The sequence below is a fragment of the Streptomyces sp. NPDC093544 genome (genome assembly GCF_040683495.1).
Taxonomy (GTDB): domain Bacteria; phylum Actinomycetota; class Actinomycetes; order Streptomycetales; family Streptomycetaceae; genus Streptomyces.
Window position 1 is genome coordinate 269,571 of record NZ_JBFBEA010000013.1, and the last position, 13,910, is coordinate 283,480.

At 71.3% G+C, this 13,910-nt stretch carries 14 protein-coding genes; 9 read left to right on the plus strand and 5 right to left on the minus strand.

The genetic code is table 11. The annotated features are described in order from the left end of the window. The first annotated feature begins 181 nt into the window (after positions 1–181). Positions 182–673: a hypothetical protein gene (locus AB0N66_RS21840; RefSeq protein ID WP_365437463.1), complete on the plus strand. Its 492-nt coding sequence runs from the start codon at positions 182–184 to the stop codon at positions 671–673. Here the strand turns inward: AB0N66_RS21840 and AB0N66_RS21845 are convergent, their stop codons facing one another. Together AB0N66_RS21845 and AB0N66_RS21850 are read right to left on the minus strand one after the other, a co-directional pair. Then, complete coding sequence (locus AB0N66_RS21845; RefSeq protein ID WP_365437465.1) at positions 674–1,294, minus strand: nucleoside triphosphate pyrophosphatase; 621 nt, start codon at positions 1,292–1,294, stop codon at positions 674–676. A gap of 22 nt (positions 1,295–1,316) precedes the next feature. Next, positions 1,317–1,445, minus strand: coding sequence for a hypothetical protein (locus tag AB0N66_RS21850; RefSeq protein ID WP_365437468.1), 129 nt, complete (start codon positions 1,443–1,445; stop codon positions 1,317–1,319). Between the two features lie 164 nt (positions 1,446–1,609). Between AB0N66_RS21850 and AB0N66_RS21855 the strand changes: the two genes are divergently transcribed. Next, a complete protein-coding gene (locus AB0N66_RS21855) occupies positions 1,610–2,740 on the plus strand; it encodes an SGNH/GDSL hydrolase family protein (RefSeq protein WP_365437471.1) in 1,131 nt (376 codons plus the stop codon). Between the two features lie 30 nt (positions 2,741–2,770). On the opposite strand, the gene AB0N66_RS21860 is transcribed toward AB0N66_RS21855, so the two are convergent. After that, a complete protein-coding gene (locus tag AB0N66_RS21860) occupies positions 2,771–2,980 on the minus strand; it encodes an acyl-CoA carboxylase epsilon subunit (RefSeq protein WP_365437474.1) in 210 nt (69 codons plus the stop codon). A gap of 18 nt (positions 2,981–2,998) precedes the next feature. Continuing rightward, on the minus strand, positions 2,999–4,591 hold the full coding sequence (locus AB0N66_RS21865) for an acyl-CoA carboxylase subunit beta (RefSeq protein WP_365437477.1): 1,593 nt from the start codon (positions 4,589–4,591) through the stop codon (positions 2,999–3,001). Between the two features lie 156 nt (positions 4,592–4,747). On the opposite strand from AB0N66_RS21865, the gene AB0N66_RS21870 reads away from it, so the two are divergent. Both AB0N66_RS21870 and AB0N66_RS21875 read left to right on the plus strand, forming a co-directional pair. Next, a complete protein-coding gene (locus tag AB0N66_RS21870; protein ID WP_365437480.1) occupies positions 4,748–5,614 on the plus strand; it encodes a biotin--[acetyl-CoA-carboxylase] ligase in 867 nt (288 codons plus the stop codon). Between the two features lie 240 nt (positions 5,615–5,854). Beyond that, on the plus strand, positions 5,855–7,039 hold the full coding sequence (locus AB0N66_RS21875; protein ID WP_365437483.1) for an adenylate/guanylate cyclase domain-containing protein: 1,185 nt from the start codon (positions 5,855–5,857) through the stop codon (positions 7,037–7,039). Here the strand turns inward: AB0N66_RS21875 and AB0N66_RS21880 are convergent. After that, entirely contained in the window at positions 7,036–7,608 is a 573-nt protein-coding gene (locus AB0N66_RS21880; RefSeq protein WP_365437486.1) for a hypothetical protein, read from the minus strand. The genes AB0N66_RS21875 and AB0N66_RS21880 overlap by 4 nt on opposite strands. A 203-nt stretch (positions 7,609–7,811) precedes the next feature. Between AB0N66_RS21880 and AB0N66_RS21885 the strand changes: the two genes are divergently transcribed. From AB0N66_RS21885 to AB0N66_RS21905, 5 genes are all read left to right on the plus strand, one after another. Beyond that, on the plus strand, positions 7,812–8,624 hold the full coding sequence (locus AB0N66_RS21885; RefSeq protein ID WP_365437489.1) for an enoyl-CoA hydratase-related protein: 813 nt from the start codon (positions 7,812–7,814) through the stop codon (positions 8,622–8,624). Positions 8,625–8,844: 220 nt separating this feature from the next. Continuing rightward, positions 8,845–10,014, plus strand: coding sequence for a sensor domain-containing diguanylate cyclase (locus tag AB0N66_RS21890; RefSeq protein WP_365437492.1), 1,170 nt, complete (start codon positions 8,845–8,847; stop codon positions 10,012–10,014). 64 nt (positions 10,015–10,078) lie between these two features. Continuing rightward, positions 10,079–11,617 (plus strand): histidine ammonia-lyase, encoded by a 1,539-nt coding sequence (gene hutH, locus AB0N66_RS21895; RefSeq protein WP_365437554.1) that lies wholly within the window; start codon positions 10,079–10,081, stop codon positions 11,615–11,617. Between the two features lie 257 nt (positions 11,618–11,874). Next, the gene (locus AB0N66_RS21900; protein WP_266455269.1) at positions 11,875–12,078 is read left to right on the plus strand and encodes a cold-shock protein; all 204 of its coding nucleotides are present in this window, start codon (positions 11,875–11,877) and stop codon (positions 12,076–12,078) included. Between the two features lie 112 nt (positions 12,079–12,190). Further along, positions 12,191–13,864 (plus strand): DEAD/DEAH box helicase, encoded by a 1,674-nt coding sequence (locus AB0N66_RS21905; protein WP_365437495.1) that lies wholly within the window; start codon positions 12,191–12,193, stop codon positions 13,862–13,864. Positions 13,865–13,910 lie beyond the last annotated feature (46 nt).

Here is a 13,910-nt window from a genome sequence, read left to right on the forward strand (position 1 = left end):
TGGTCAAGGTCTCTGTGCGTCAGTGCTGCGTGCCACAGGGTTTCTTTGTCGAGACCCTACGAATGGCCCAATGATTCTTTGCCCTCGACAGAACCCTTGTCCCGAGGTTTACCCGTTAGTAGCGTTCAGGATGTACTCGAACGTACTAGGGGTAACAGCACACGGAAGCGGGTGGGGACCGGTGGTGCGCAGACCGGTGGCGTGGGTGGCGGCGATCGTGCTCTTCGTGGAGGCGATCGGCATCGCGCTGTTGAACTGGTTGCTCGGCACGGTCGTCGACAACCAGGACATGTCCCTGGCCGGGCTCGACTCGGACATGATGTCCCTCTCGTCGAAGGTCGGGGGTGTGGTCTTCGGCCTCTACTTCGCGCTGTGCGGCCTCATTGCCCTGCTCGTCGGCGTGCGGGCCCGGGCCCCCGGCCTCTTCGGGCGCATCCTGCTCATCAGTGCCGCGGTGGTGCACGGCCTGCTGGGTGCGCTCACGGTGGGTCTGGTGGGCTGGAGCGCGTTCGCCTTCCTGATGGTGGGGCTCGCGCTGATCGTGTTCACGCTCCTGGCGTTCGACCGCCAGGAGGGTCCGTCCGACGCCGTGCCCGGGGCGAGCGGGAACGGCGACAACGGAGGAGCGCCGGTGACGGGCCCCGCGGCCCCTCCGGTCCCCTCGGCCTCCTGATCACTTCTCCCGCGGCGTCCACAACTGAGTGATGCCGACGCCCAGTTCGGCCAGCAGGCGGCGCACCAGCGGCAGCGAGATCCCGATCACGTTGCCGTGGTTGCCGTCGATGCGGTCGATGAACGGTGCCGAGCGGCCGTCGAGGGTGAACGCCCCGGCCACATAGAGGGGTTCACCCGAGGCGACGTACGCGGCGATCTCGGCGTCGCTCGGATCGCCGAAGTGGACCACCGTGGACGCGGTCGCCGATACGTAGCGCTTGGCCGCCGTGTCGTAGACGCAGTGGCCGGTCTGGAGGGTCCCGGCGCGGCCGCGCATCGACTTCCAGCGAGCGGTGGCCTCCTCGGCGTCGGCGGGCTTGCCGTACGCCTCGCCGTCCAGGTCGAGGACCGAGTCGCAGCCGATCACCAGGGCGCCCTGCACCTCGGGCTTCGCCGACACGACGGAGGCCTTCGCCTCGGCCAGTGCGAGGGCGAGTTCGGCGGGGGTCGGTGCGCTGAGGGCGTCCTCGTCGAACCCGCTCACGATCACCTCGGGGTCGAGTCCGGCCTGCCGCAGCAGATTGAGCCGGGCGGGGGACTGCGAGGCGAGCACGAGACGGCGGCGCGGCTGATCAGTCATGTGATCAGGGTATCGGCGCGCCTCACATGATGCCGAGCACCACCATCGCGAGCACCATGGCCAACGCCATCAGAACCCCCAGGCGCCGCAACATGGCCTGAGTGTCGCGGAGTTCCTTGGGTGGCTCGTTCTCGGGGTCGGACCACAGCATGTCTTCGATCGTGCGACGGCGGAGGGCCGGGCGCCTGAGTATGCGTACTCAACTTGTACCCGGCTCGCGCAAATGGGTCTGGGGTTTCTTTAGTGCGCCATCGCCTGTTACGGTCATGAGGTTCACTAAAGGAACCATGGTCCCATTTAATGGAGGCAGCTGCCGTGTTCACCACCGCCTGGACCGCGTCGCCCCAGCTCCCCGCCGAGGGCTTCACCCCCAACTGGTCGCAGGAGGGCTTCTGGCGCCAGTCGCTGCGCCAGGCCGTCCGCCTCACCGCCGGCGGCGCCCGGGTCCGTATCCGGCTCTCCAACGCGTACGGCACCTCGCCGCTGCGGATCGCGGGCGCCACGGTGGCCCGCGCGGGCGAAGGGGCCGCCGTCGAGCCCGGTTCGGTACGGCGGCTCACCTTCGGCGGCGCCACCTCGGCCGAGATCCCGGCGCACGGCCTCGCCGTCAGCGACCCGGCCGAACTCACCCTGGAATCACTGGAATCAGTGACCATCACCCTCCACCTCGATGCCGTCACCGGCCCCGCGACCTTCCACGCACAGGCCTTCGCGACCAGTCACCGGGCCGCCGGCGACCGTCTGGAGGACGTGCGAGGCAAGGCCTTCGACACCTCTTCCGAGTCCTGGTACTTCCTGTCGGCCGTCGAGGTCGACTCCGGCCGCAGGAACGCCGTCGCGCTCTTCGGGGACTCCATCACGGACGGCTTCGGCTCGACCCCGGGCGCGAACCGCCGCTGGTCCGACGCGCTCGCCGAACGCACCGGGCGACCCGTCCTCAACGCGGGCATCGGCGGAAACCTGCTGCTCAACGACTCGGCCTGGTACGGCGAGAAGGGCGTCCACCGGCTCGGCCGCGACGTCCTGGACCACCAGGGCGTGGACACCCTCGTCGTGCTCCAGGGGCTCAACGACATCGGCTTCAGCGAGACCGACGAACAGCCCACGTACAAGCCCGCGCCGATCGTCGAGGTGGACGAACTCATCGACGGCTACCGGGAGTTGATACGACAGGCGCGCGCGAGGGGGCTACGGGTGATCGGCTCCACCCTGCTCCCCTTCGGCGGCTCCGACCACTGGGGCGAGCACGCGGCGAAGGTGAGCCGCGAGGTGAACGAGTGGATCCGCGGCGCGGGCGAGTGGGACGCGGCGCTGGACCTGAACCGCGTACTGGCCGATCCCGGCGCCCCGGACCGGCTGCACCCGGCGTACGACTTCGGCGACCACCTGCACCCCAACGACAAGGGGTACGCGGTGATGGCCGAAGCTCTCGCGGAACTGCTCTAGCGGAACCGTTTTAGCGGGGCCGTTCCAGTTCTAACCGGGCCAGTACGTGCGGCCCCACGCCGTCGGGCCCGGCTGGGGCAGTCGGCGCGTGGCGATACGGGCCGGGTCGGCCCACGCGTCACCGGCCCCGGTCGCGCCGGACGGGGCCGAAGCCGCCGCCGCGGCGCGCACCCGGACCACCGCCAGTGCGGCAGCCAGCTCCTCCGGGGTCGGATTGCCCCGTACGACCTTGATCGTCATAACCGCTCCCAGGGGGGCCTAGAGGGGGATGTTGCCGTGCTTCTTCGGAGGCAGTGATGCCCGCTTCGTACGCAGCTGACGCAGCCCTCGTACGACGTGGGCGCGGGTGTCCGACGGCATGATCACGCCGTCGATGTAGCCGCGCTCGGCCGCCGTGTAGGGGTTGAGGAGCGTGTCCTCGTACTCCTGGATCAGCCGGGCCCGGGTCGCCTCTTGGTCTTCGGCGGCCGCGATGGTGCGCTTGTGCAGGATGTTGACCGCGCCCTGCGCGCCCATCACCGCGATCTGGGCGGTGGGCCAGGCGAGGTTGAGGTCGGCGCCCAGGTGCTTGGAGCCCATGACGTCGTACGCGCCGCCGAAGGCCTTGCGGGTGATGACCGTGATGAGCGGGACGGTCGCCTCGGCGTAGGCGTAGATCAGCTTGGCGCCGCGGCGGATGATGCCGGTGTGCTCCTGGTCGACGCCGGGGAGGAAGCCGGGCACGTCCACGAAGGTGATGACGGGAACGTTGAACGCGTCGCACGTCCGGACGAACCGCGCGGCCTTCTCGCTCGCGTCGATGTCGAGGCAACCCGCGAACTGCATCGGCTGGTTGGCGACGATGCCGACGGGGCGGCCCTCCACCCGCCCGAACCCGGTGAGGATGTTCGGCGCGAACAGCGGCTGCGTCTCGAAGAACTCCGCGTCGTCCAGGATGTGTTCGATCACCGTGTGCATGTCGTACGGCTGGTTGGCGCTGTCCGGCACGAGTACGTCCAGCTCGCGGTCCTCGTCGGTGACGGTGAGGTCCGCCTCCTCCGGGAAGACCGGGGGCTCGCTGAGGTTGTTCGACGGCAGGTACGACAGCAGTTGCTTGACGTACTCGATGGCGTCCTTCTCGTCGCCCGCCATGTGGTGGGCCACGCCTGACACCGAGTTGTGAGTCCGGGCGCCGCCCAGTTCCTCGAAACCGACGTCCTCGCCTGTCACCGTCTTGATGACATCGGGCCCTGTGATGAACATGTGCGAGGTCTGGTCGACCATGATCGTGAAGTCGGTGATCGCCGGGGAGTAGACCGCGCCGCCCGCGCAGGGGCCGACGACGAGCGAGATCTGCGGAATGACCCCGGACGCGTGGGTGTTCCGGCGGAAGATCTCGCCGTACATGCCCAGCGCGCTGACACCCTCCTGGATGCGGGCGCCGCCCGAGTCGTTGATACCGATGACCGGACAGCCGGTCTTCAGCGCGAAGTCCATCACCTTCATGATCTTCTGGCCGAAAACCTCGCCGAGGGCGCCGCCGAAGACGGTGAAGTCCTGCGAGAACACGGCGACGGGGCGGCCGTCGACCGTGCCGTACCCGGTGACGACACCGTCGCCGTAGGGGCGGTTGTTCGCCAGGCCGAAGTCCGTGGACCGATGCTGCGCGAACTCGTCGAACTCGACGAAGGAGGTCTCGTCGAGGAGCAGCTCGATCCGCTCACGGGCCGTCAACTTGCCCTTGGCGTGCTGCTTTTCGACGGCGCGGGCCGAGCCGGCGTGCGTCGCCTCCTCGATGCGGCGCTGCAGGTCCGCGATTTTGCCGGCGGTGGTGTGGATGTCGGGGTGTTGCAGCTCTTCCGGCTCGGACATCGGGATGCGGCTCCCTGCCTGCTCAGTGGGACGTGCGGGGTACGTGCTCAAGGGTGCTGCTCAGGTGTGCTGCTCAGGGGTTTGCTACTGAGTCGTAGGGTAGTGGCGCCGATACGGTTCGGCAGTGCGGCGTTTACCACATCTAGGGTGGGTTGCATGACGCCGCGAGATGCATCAGACGCCAACGACAACCGGTGGTCCGACCTGGACCGTCCGCCGCTCAACGCGACTGCCCTGCGCAAGGCGCTGGTGCGGGACGGCAGCCTCTGGTCCGGGATCGAGGTGGTCGCCCGCACCGGGTCGACCAACTCCGACCTCGTCGCCCTCGCCACCGAGGGGAAGGCCGCCGAAGGCACGGTGCTCGTCGCCGAGGAGCAGAACGCCGGGCGCGGACGCCTGGACCGGCAGTGGACGGCACCGGCCCGCTCCGGCCTCTTCTTCTCCGTCCTGCTGAAGCCCGCCGGGATCCCCGTCGAACGCTGGGGATGGCTGCCGCTGCTCACCGGGGTCGCGGTGGCGACGGGACTGTCGCGGGCCGCCGGCGTCGATACGGCACTCAAGTGGCCCAATGACCTGCTGGTGACTGTGGACGGCGCGGAACGCAAGACCGGCGGCATCCTCGCCGAGCGCGCCGGGGCGGACGCGGTCGTCGTCGGCATCGGTATCAACGTCACCCTGCGCGAGGACGAGCTGCCCGTGCCCGGAGCGGGCTCCCTCGCTCTCGCGGGCGCGACGACCACGGACCGTGACACCGTACTGCGCGCCGTCCTGCGGTCCCTGGAGCAGTGGTACGAGCGCTGGAGCGGGGCGGGCGGCGACCCCGTCGCCTCCGGGCTCCAGGAGACGTACGCCGCCGGGTGCGCGACGCTCGGCCGGGTGGTGCGGGCCGAACTGCCCGGAGGGCGGTCGATCAGCGGGGAGGCGGTGGCCGTGGACGGGGACGGGCGGTTGGTACTGGCTACGGAGGACGGGGTGCAGGAGCCGGTGGGGGCGGGGGACATCGTGCATCTGCGGGCGGGGTGAGGTCGGGTTTGGCTACGCCCGCTTCAGCCCGTCCGGCGTTTGAGGACGAGGCCGTCCAGGCCGAAAGCGGGGGTCTGGGGGCGGCAGCCCCCAGATACGGGACGGGAAGGGGCGGAGGGGGCGAAAACCCCCACTCCCAGCCCCATGTGGCCGCCGTGGTCAGGAGTGAGCCAGCCCACACCTGTCGTAGAGTTGAGCGCGGTCGATACCTGACCGTGGCAGATCGGAAGGGCAGCAGGCGTGACCGTCGACGACACCGGTTCCGGTACGGGTGCAGACCCCGCCCCCGACGCCGAGCCGGGCCGTACCGCCGGGTCGGTCAGCCACACGTCCTCCGCACGGGTGGACGCACCGGACGACCATGACTCCGGCGAGGACCCACTGGCGCTACGCCTGGAGCAGCTGATCCTCGGCGCCGAGCGCCGCTACACCCCCTTCCAGGCGGCCCGCAGCGCGGGCGTCTCCATGGAACTGGCCTCCCGTTTCTGGCGAGCCATGGGCTTCGCCGACATCGGCCAGGCCAAGGCGCTCACGGAAGCCGACGTCCTCGCCCTGCGCCGCCTCGCGGGCCTCGTCGAGGCGGGCCTGCTGAGCGAGGCGATGGCGGTCCAGGTGGCCCGTTCCACCGGCCAGACCACCGCCCGCCTCGCCGAGTGGCAGATCGACTCGTTCCTGGAGGGCCTGACCGAGCCCCCGGAACCCGGGATGACCCGCACCGAGGTGACGTACCCCCTGATCGAGCTGCTCCTGCCCGAGCTGGAGGAGTTCATCGTCTACGTCTGGCGCCGCCAACTCGCGGCCGCGACAGGCCGGGTCGTGCAGGCGGCGGACGACGAGGAGATGGTCGACCGCCGTCTCGCCGTCGGTTTCGCGGACCTCGTCGGCTTCACCCGGCTGACGCGCCGCATGGAGGAGGAGGAACTCGGCGAACTGGTCGAGGCCTTCGAGACCACGGCCGCGGACCTGGTGGCCGCGCACGGTGGCCGGCTCATCAAGACGCTGGGCGACGAGGTCCTGTACGCGGCCGACGACGCCGGGGTCGCCGCCGAGATCGCGCTGCGCCTCATCGAGACGATGGCGAACGACGAGACCATGCCGGAACTCCGCGTCGGCATCGCCTTCGGCACGGTGACGACCCGCATGGGTGACGTGTTCGGTACGACGGTGAACCTCGCGAGCCGCCTCACCTCGATAGCGCCACGGGACGCCGTCCTGGTGGACGGGGCCTTGGCGGAGGAACTGATCCGTACCGCCGACGCGCCCGCCTCCGAGGCGGACGCCGCCGAGGCCGCGGCCGCCGCGGAGAAGGAGGGCGAGGAACCGCCCTCCTACCGCTTCGCCCTCCAGCCGATGTGGCAGCGTCCGGTGCGCGGCCTCGGCGTGGTCGAGCCATGGCTGCTCGCCCGCCGCGAAACCGACTCCTAACGCCCGCCGAGCGGCTGCTTCAGACCGTTCACACAGAGCCCGATGATCGGTACGCACAGGCCGGGAGGCTTGGGTTTCGGGTGCGCCGTGGGTGTCGTCGCGCTCGGGACGGGCGCGGCGGTGGTCGCGGCCGGTGGCTGCGGTGCCACGGGAGCGGGAGCCTGACCGGTGGGAATGCCGGTCGTGTCCGGCGTACGGCCCACGGGGACGGTGACAGGTGTCGACGGGGCCGCAACGAATCGTGTCGGCGTCGGTGCCGGTGTGGGCGCGACGCTCACGCCAGGCGTCGGCAGCACCTTCTCCCCGCCCATCACGGCGGGCGTCGTGGCGGCCACCGGACGCGCCGAGGGCACGGCCTCGACGGTCGCGGCGGCATTGCCGGCCGTGTCGGTGACAGTGCCCTTCGTCGGCTCGCCGTCCGGGACCCCCATGCCCCAGATCACCGACTCCGGCGCCAGCCGTACGAGGCTCAACGCCCCTGCCGCCAGGGCCAGTCCTCCCGCGGCGACCAACACCCGCCGCGGTCGCGGCCTGCGATGCCGCCCACGTGCCGTCTCCCGGTTCGTCATGCTCATCCCTCCCCAAGGTGCCCGCGCTCCCCGATGCGCCGCGGCGGTGCGCACGTTATGCGGCGGGTGAGGGCGAGGCGGGGCGTTCGGACAGGTGTCACTCGAACGGGGAGGTGGTGGGTGAGGGGGCGTGTTCCGGTGGACGGTGGCTGCTGCGATGATCGGGGGGTCAGTAGTTAACCCACGTTAACCGGGAGGGTGTCATGGCGGAGCTGGAGCATGGGGACGAGCGGCGGTTCGGGGACTTCGTCGTCGTACGGCGGCACGGGTACGTCGCGGAGCTCGTCCTCGACCGGCCGAAGGCCATGAACGCGGTGTCCACGGACATGGCCCGTTCCATCGCCGCCGCCTGCGAGGCGCTCGCCGCGGACCGGGACGTACGGGTGACCGTGCTGACCTCGACCCATGAGCGGGCCTTCTGCGTCGGCGCCGACCTGAAGGAACGGAACTCGCTCACCGACGCCGAGCTGGTGCGCCAGCGGCCGGTCGCGCGGGCCGCGTACACCGGGGTCCTTGAGCTGCCGATGCCGACCGTTGCCGCTGTGCACGGGTTCGCGCTGGGCGGCGGGTTCGAGCTGGCGCTGTCCTGCGACCTGATCGTGGCCGACCGTACGGCGGTCGTCGGGCTGCCCGAGGTGTCGGTCGGGGTGATTCCCGGTGGGGGCGGCACGCAGTTGCTGCCGCGCCGGGTGGGTTCCGCTCGCGCGGCCGAGCTGATCTTCTCGGCGCGGCGGGTGGAGGCGGGGGAGGCGCGGGAGTTGGGGCTTGTCGACGTGCTGGTCGACGCGGGCCGGGATCGCGAGGAGGCCCTCGCTCTGGCGTCTCGTATCGCGGCGAACTCTCCCGTGGGGTTGCGGGCGGCCAAGCGGGCGCTTCGTGTCGGCCACGGGCTCGATCTCCGGGCCGGGCTGGAGGTCGAGGACGCCGCGTGGCGGTCCGTCGCGTTCTCGGGGGACCGTGCTGAGGGTGTGGCGGCGTTCAACGAGAAGCGCGCGCCGGAGTGGCCCGGGGAGTAGTTTTCACGCCCCCTCCGCCCCTACCCGTCCCGTTCCTGGGGGCTGCCGCCCCCAGACCCCCGCTTTCGGCCTGGACGGCCTCGTCCTCAAACGCCGGACGGGCTGAAAATCTCTAGCGTCGGCCGGTGAGGGATTCGCCCCCTCCGGCCCCCACCCCCCTCGGCCCCCTGTTCGCCGCATCAATGTCCCTAAATGATGTGATTTTACCTAGCCTGGAGTGATGGGTGAGGACAGACGGCTGAGGGCCGTGGTGGAGCTGGCGCAGGGGATGGCGGCGGCGCACACCCCGAGCGAGTCCTGGCGGGCGGCGGCCGTCGGGGTCTGTCACGCGCTCTCCGGGAGCTTCGCGGCGCTCTCGGTATGGGAGAGGGAGCTCGGCCGGCTGCGGGTTCTGGTGAACGTGGGGGAGCGGGCGGAGGGCGAGGAGGAGTTCCCGGACGAGGAGGCCTATCCGGTGCACCAGTTCCCGGAGATCACCGAGTTCCTGCACGAGCGGTGGGCCGGCGGCGGCGAGCCCGACGCCTGGGTCGAGACCGCGGAGGGCCCGGCCGGGGGCCACGCCGGTTACTGCCACCAGCGCGTCGCCGCCCTGCGCCGCCGAGGCCGAGGCTGCTGCGTCGTCGCCCCGATCGTGCTGCACGGCCGAGCCTGGGGCGAGCTGTATGTGGCCCGCCCGGCGGGAGCCCCGGTCTTCGACCGGGCCGACGCCGACTTCGCGACCGTACTGGCCTCGGTCGTCGCGGCCGGGATCGCACAGACCGAGCGGCTGGAGGAGGCCAGGCGGCTGGCGTTCACGGACGCCCTCACCGGTCTCGCCAACCGCCGCGCCGTCGACGTACGGCTCGACGAGGCCATCGACCGTCACAAGGAGGACGAGTCGGTCGTGGTCAGCCTCGTCGTCTGTGATCTCAACGGGCTCAAGCGGGTCAACGACACCCGGGGGCACGCGGTCGGCGACCGGCTCCTCGAACGGTTCGGGTCCGTGCTCTCCCTGTGCGGCGCGATGCTCCCGGGCACCCTCACGGCCCGGCTCGGCGGCGACGAGTTCTGCCTGCTCGCGGTCGGCCCGGCCGCCGACGAGGTCGTCCGCGTAGCCGACGAACTCTGCCGCCGCGCCGCCGAGCTGGAGCTCGGCGAGGGTGTGGCCTGCGGAGTTGCCTCGACCGCCGATCCGATCGGGCCGGTGCGCTCGGCCCGGCGGCTGTTCCGGCTGGCCGACGCCGCCCAGTACCGCGCGAAGGCCGTACGCGCCGCGAGACCCGTGGTCGCCGGGCGCGAGGGCCCCGACGACCCGGTCGTACGCCTGGCCGACGCGCCGCCCCAGGAGGGGGCTGGGGAGCGCCGCCGATTCCGGGGGCGCCCGGGGCCGCGAAGCGCCGGGTCCAAGTAAGGGGTCGACCCGCCACCCACTAGTGACATCATCGAATTCACTGCGTACGCTCCTGAATATGGATATGCACACTGTGGTGGTGGGGACGTCCGGGGTGACCGCGTCCGACGTTCTCGCCGTGGCGCGTGCCGGCGCCCGGATCGAGCTCTCCGGCGAGGCGGTGGCGGCCCTCGCCGCGGCCCGCAAGATCGTGGAGGCGCTGGCCGCCAAGCCGGAGCCCGTCTACGGCGTCTCCACCGGTTTCGGTGCCCTCGCGAGCCGGCACATCAGCCCGGAACTCCGCGCCCAGCTGCAGCGCAACATCGTCCGCTCGCACGCCGCCGGGATGGGCCCGCGCGTCGAGCGCGAGGTCGTCAGGGCGCTGATGTTCCTGCGGCTCAAGACCGTCTGCTCGGGGCACACGGGGGTGCGGCCCGAGGTCGCGCAGACCATGGCCGACATCCTGAACGCCGGTATCACCCCGGTCGTCCACGAGTACGGCTCGCTCGGCTGCTCCGGCGACCTGGCCCCGCTGTCCCACTGCGCCCTGACCCTCATGGGCGAGGGTGACGCGGAGGGTCCGGACGGTGCCGTACGGCCCGCGGGCGAGCTGCTCGCCGAGGCCGGCATCACCCCCGTCGAGCTGCGCGAGAAGGAAGGCCTCGCCCTCCTCAACGGCACCGACGGCATGCTCGGCATGCTGGTCATGGCCCTCGCCGACCTGGAGACCCTGTACAAGTCCGCCGACGTGACGGCCGCCTTGTCGCTGGAAGCCCTGCTCGGTACCGACAAGGTCCTCGCCCCCGAGCTGCACGCCATCCGTCCGCACCCCGGGCAGAGCGCCGCGGCCGCCAACATGCTGGCCGTGCTCAAGGGTTCGGAGCTCACCGGGCACCACCAGGACGGCGCCCCGCGCGTCCAGGACGCCTACTCCGTGCGCTGCGCCCCGCAGGTCGCCGGCGCCGGACGCGACACCCTCGCCCACGCCCGCACGGTCGCCGAGCGCGAGCTGGCCTCCGCCGTCGACAACCCCGTCGTACTCCCCGACGGCCGCGTGGAGTCGAACGGCAACTTCCACGGCGCCCCCGTCGCGTACGTCCTCGACTTCCTCGCCATCGCCGCCGCCGACCTCGGCTCCATCGCCGAGCGCCGCACCGACCGGCTGCTCGACAAGAACCGCTCGCACGGCCTGCCGCCGTTCCTCGCGGACGACGCCGGCGTCGACTCGGGCCTGATGATCGCCCAGTACACGCAGGCGGCGCTGGTGAGCGAGATGAAGCGGCTCGCCGTACCGGCCTCCGCGGACTCCATCCCGTCCTCCGCGATGCAGGAGGACCACGTGTCGATGGGTTGGTCCGCCGCGCGCAAGCTGCGCACCGCCGTGGACAACCTCACCCGCATCGTCGCGATCGAGCTGTACGCCGCCACGCGCGCGATCGAACTCCGCGAGGGCCTCACCCCGGCTCCGGCGTCGCAGGCGGTCATCGAGGCCGTCCGCGCGGCCGGCGTCCAGGGCCCCGGTCCCGACCGCTTCCTCGCCCCGGACCTGGCGGCGGCGGACGCGTTCGTGCGCGCCGGACAGGTGGTCGCGGCCGTGGAGCCGGTGACGGGCCCGCTCGCCTAGCAGTCACCCGTATGTCACGCGGGTGTTGTACGTGGCGGGGGCCGCCGACGGCTGTACGGTGGTCTTCGTCACGTCCGGGTCTTTCGGGGCCGGGGAGTGATCAGAGGTGTGCTACTGTCACATTGATACGTTTTTGGTACCCATTTACTTTGTGCGCCTGATCGGAATCTTCCGCAGGCGCGTTTTGTTTTACCGGCATCTCCGGCTTTTCCCGGTGCATCTCCGGATTGGGGCCCCTACCTATTCAGGAGAGAAACATGGCAACAGGCACCGTGAAGTGGTTCAACGCGGAAAAGGGCTTCGGCTTCATCGAGCAGGACGGCGGCGGCCCCGACGTCTTCGCTCACTACTCCAACATCGCCAGCTCCGGCTTCCGTGAGCTGCTGGAGGGCCAGAAGGTCTCGTTCGACGTCGCGCAGGGCCAGAAGGGCCTGCAGGCGGAGAACATCGTCCCCGCCTAAATCAGGGGAGCGCTTTTCCAGAGCCGGGGCCCCGCACCTTCGGGTGCGGGCCCCGGCTCGCGCTGTGCGCGTGTGCTGTCCGTGTGGCCCAGGAAGGAAATCCAGATCCAGCATGACTCGATCCGAACGTCCCGTCCGTAAGAGGCCGGCGAACGCACGCGGTACCCAGCCCCAGAGTGGCAGTGCCTCCGCCCCCGCGAGGAACGCGGGCCGGGGCACCGCCAACAAGGGCGGGGCCCGTAAGGCCGCACCGCCGCCGCAGGAGTTCTCGCTGCCCGAGAGCATCACGCCCGCGCTGCCCGCCGTCGAGTCCTTCGACGCACTGGACATGCCGGCCGCGCTGACCAAGACCCTGACGGCCCAGGGTGTCACCGAGCCCTTCCCGATCCAGGGCGCCACCCTGCCCAACGCCCTTGCCGGGCGCGACGTGCTCGGCCGCGGCCGCACCGGCTCCGGCAAGACGCTCGCCTTCGGTCTCGCCCTGCTGGCGCGCACCGCGGGCCGCCGGGCCGAGAGCAAGGCGCCGCTCGCGCTGGTGCTCGTCCCCACCCGTGAGCTCGCGCAGCAGGTCAACGACGCGCTGACGCCGTACGCGACCGCGGTGAACCTCCGTATCGCGACGGCCGTCGGCGGTATGTCGATCGGCCGCCAGTCCGGGACGCTGCGGCGCGGTGCCGAGGTGCTTGTGGCCACCCCCGGGCGGCTCAAGGACCTCATCGAGCGGGGCGACTGCACGCTCGGCCAGGTCGCCATCACCGTCCTCGACGAGGCCGACCAGATGGCCGACATGGGCTTCATGCCGCAGGTCACGGCGCTGCTCAAGCAGGTCGAGCCGGGCGGCCAGCGGCTGCTCTTCTCGGCGACGCTCGACAAGAACATCGACCGACTGGTCAAGATGTTCCTCACCGACCCCGTCGTCCACTCCGTGGACCCGTCGGCCGGCACGGTGACCACCATGGAGCACCACGTGCTGCATGTCGCCGACGAGACCGACAAGAAGGCCGTGGCGATGCGGATCGCGGCGCGCGAGGGCCGGGTGATCCTCTTCGTGGACACCAAGCGGGGCGCCGACCGGTTCACCAAGCGGCTGCTGGCCAACGGTGTCCGGGCGTCCGCGCTGCACGGCGGTCGCAGCCAGCCGCAGCGCAACCGCACCCTCGACCAGTTCAAGACCGGCCAGGTCACCGTGCTGGTCGCCACGAACGTGGCCGCCCGCGGTATCCACATCGACGACCTCGACCTCGTGGTCAACGTCGACCCGCCCGCCGACCACAAGGACTACCTGCACCGCGGCGGCCGTACCGCACGTGCCGGTGAGTCCGGCAGCGTCGTCACGCTGGTGCTTCCCGAGCAGAAGCGCGAGATGACCCGCCTGATGGCGGACGCCGGCATCAACCCGCGCATCGCCCGGGTCAAGTCCGGCGACGAGGAGCTGGCCCGTATCACCGGTGCCCGTGAGCCCTCCGGTGTCCCGGTGGTCGTCGAGGTGCCCCAGGTCGCCGAACAGCCGAAGCGGCCCAAGTCCCGCCCCCGGGTGGGCGGCGGAGCCCGTCGTCCCCAGGGCACGGGTACGCGCGCGCAGAGCGGGGGTTCGGGTACCCGCACGCAGAGCGGGGGCTCGGGTACCGGTGCCGAGTCGCAGGGCCGTCAGCCCCAGCGCTCCGGTGGCCGCCGCACCGAGAACGGCGGCGCCGCGGGCGCCAGCCGCACGGGCGGCCGTGGCCGCGCCCCGCAGCGCCGCACGGAACGCGGCGGCGAGGGCGGCGGAGGCCGCCGGGCGGCGTAAGCAAGCAGGCGTACGGCTGAGGGGGTGTCGTGCGGGCCGACCGGCC

Bases quoted from the DNA above. Each gene is read 5' to 3' on its own strand.
- AB0N66_RS21865 (WP_365437477.1), bottom strand. From the start codon at position 4,591: ATGTCCGAGCCGGAAGAGCTGCAACACCCCGACATCCACACCACCGCC.
- AB0N66_RS21900 (WP_266455269.1), top strand. From the start codon at position 11,875: ATGGCAACAGGCACCGTGAAGTGGTTCAACGCGGAAAAGGGCTTCGGC.
- AB0N66_RS21885 (WP_365437489.1), top strand. From the start codon at position 7,812: ATGGCGGAGCTGGAGCATGGGGACGAGCGGCGGTTCGGGGACTTCGTC.
- AB0N66_RS21880 (WP_365437486.1), bottom strand. From the start codon at position 7,608: ATGACGAACCGGGAGACGGCACGTGGGCGGCATCGCAGGCCGCGACCG.
- hutH (WP_365437554.1), top strand. From the start codon at position 10,079: ATGCACACTGTGGTGGTGGGGACGTCCGGGGTGACCGCGTCCGACGTT.
- AB0N66_RS21905 (WP_365437495.1), top strand. From the start codon at position 12,191: ATGACTCGATCCGAACGTCCCGTCCGTAAGAGGCCGGCGAACGCACGC.
- AB0N66_RS21870 (WP_365437480.1), top strand. From the start codon at position 4,748: ATGACGCCGCGAGATGCATCAGACGCCAACGACAACCGGTGGTCCGAC.
- AB0N66_RS21890 (WP_365437492.1), top strand. From the start codon at position 8,845: ATGGGTGAGGACAGACGGCTGAGGGCCGTGGTGGAGCTGGCGCAGGGG.
- AB0N66_RS21845 (WP_365437465.1), bottom strand. From the start codon at position 1,294: ATGACTGATCAGCCGCGCCGCCGTCTCGTGCTCGCCTCGCAGTCCCCC.
- AB0N66_RS21860 (WP_365437474.1), bottom strand. From the start codon at position 2,980: ATGACGATCAAGGTCGTACGGGGCAATCCGACCCCGGAGGAGCTGGCT.
- AB0N66_RS21850 (WP_365437468.1), bottom strand. From the start codon at position 1,445: ATGCTGTGGTCCGACCCCGAGAACGAGCCACCCAAGGAACTCCGCGAC.